Annotated in this window: 3 protein-coding genes; all 3 read left to right on the forward strand. The window is 74.8% G+C overall.

Translation table 11 applies throughout. The annotated features are described in order from the left end of the window. Positions 1-97: 97 nt before the first annotated feature. Positions 98-568: a phosphonate C-P lyase system protein PhnG gene (gene phnG / locus I53_RS12700; RefSeq protein ID WP_170861899.1), complete on the forward strand. Its 471-nt coding sequence runs from the start codon at positions 98-100 to the stop codon at positions 566-568. 2 nt (positions 569-570) lie between these two features. Further along, positions 571-1,170, forward strand: coding sequence for a phosphonate C-P lyase system protein PhnH (phnH, locus tag I53_RS12705; protein ID WP_043351234.1), 600 nt, complete (start codon positions 571-573; stop codon positions 1,168-1,170). Positions 1,171-1,173: 3 nt separating this feature from the next. Further along, a partial coding sequence (locus tag I53_RS12710) for a carbon-phosphorus lyase complex subunit PhnI (protein ID WP_043351236.1) occupies positions 1,174-1,758 on the forward strand: 585 nt, incomplete at its 3' end.

A 1,758-nucleotide genomic window follows, 5' to 3' on the forward strand; every position in this document is an offset into this window, starting at 1 on the left:
CTGCTCCTGCGCATCCATCCTGTCATCCAAACTTCATTTGTGCGGCGCACGCCAGTTGTCTATACACCTATACAACCGAGCGACGGAGGGATTCGCGATGACGACGAGCCCGAGACATCCGGCATCCGAGGGGGAGATCGGGGCGCGCCAGGCCGTGATGGCGCTCTGTGCCGAGGCGAGCCGCACGGACCTGGAGGCGGCCCTGTCGGTCCTCGACACCCCGGCCGCCGCGGATCTCCGGCCGCCGGAGACGGGGCTCGTGATGGCCTCAGGCCGGATCGGCGGCGACGGGCGCCCGTTCAACCTCGGCGAGGTCAGCGTGACCCGGGCCGCCATCCGCCTCGCGGACGGTCCGGCCGGCTTCGCCTACCATCTCGGCCGCGACCGCACGAAGGCGCGGCTCGCCGCGATCCTCGACGCCCTTTGGCAGGACCCGGACCGGCGCGCCCGGGTCGAGGCCGCCCTGGCGCCCGCCGCCCGGCGGCTCGCGGCGGACCGGCAACAGGCGGCCCGGCGCACGGCGGCCACCCGGGTCGACTTCCTGACCCTCGCCCGCGGAGACGATTGAGCATGCTCGCCCCCGGCTTCGCCGATCCGGTCCACGACGCGCAGGGCACCTTCCGCGCCGTGATGGACGCCCTCGCCCGCCCCGGGCTCGTCCGGCCGCTCGCCCCGTTCCTTGCGCCGTTCCTCGCGCCGCCCGCGCCGCTCACGCCGGAACTGGCCGCCGTCGCACTGGCGCTCACCGACGCCGACACGCCGGTCTGGCTGGATCCGGCCCTCGCCGAAGCCGCGGACGTCGCGGCTTACCTGCGCTTTCACACCGGCGCGCCGCTCACCGACGATCCGGCCCGGGCCGCCTTCGCGCTGGTCCGCGAGTCTCGACGCTGCCCGCCGCTGGGCCGGTTCGCCCTCGGCACGCCGGCCTACCCCGACACCTCCACCACCCTGGTGCTCGCCCTCGACACGATCACGGACGGGCAGGGGCTGAGCCTCTCCGGCCCGGGCGTCCGGGGCACGGTCCGGGTCGCGCCGGGACCTCTGCCGGACGGCTTCGCGGCGCAATGCGCCGAGAACCGCGCCGACTTTCCGCTGGGCGTCGACCTGATCCTCACCGCGCCCGGCCGCGTGGCCGGTCTGCCGCGCTCCACGACGGTCACGGAGGCCTGACCCATGTACGTGGCCGTGAAGGGCGGCGAGGCCGCCATCGACAACGCCCATCGGCTCCTCGCCGAGGCCCGCCGGGGCGACCCCGCCGTTCCGGAACTCTCCGTGGCGCAGATCCGCGAGCAGATGGCGCTGCTCGTCGACCGGGTGATGACCGAGGGCTCGCTCTACGATCCGGACCTCGCGGCCCTGGCGCTCAAGCAGGCGCGCGGCGACGTGGTCGAGGCGGTGTTCCTGGTCCGCGCCTACCGGACCACGCTGCCCCGCTTCGGTGCCTCCGCGCCGGTCGATACCGGCACCATGGCGGTCGAGCGCCGGGTCTCCGCGACCTTCAAGGACCTGCCCGGCGGGCAGGTGCTCGGGCCGACCTTCGACTACACCCACCGGCTCGTCGACTTCGCGCTCGCGGCGGATACCGCCTCCGAGCCCGCCGCCGAGGCCGAGCCGCGCGCCGATGCCGGAATCTGCCCGCGGGTCACCGACCTGCTGGCCCAGGACGGGCTGATCGAGGCCTCGCCGCCGGACGACGGCGCCCCCGTGGGCGACCTCACCCGCGAGCCCGTGGACTCTAGAGGTCCCCGGGACCGAGCT

The organism is Methylobacterium sp. B1 (assembly GCF_000333255.1).
GTDB lineage: Bacteria > Pseudomonadota > Alphaproteobacteria > Rhizobiales > Beijerinckiaceae > Methylobacterium > Methylobacterium fujisawaense.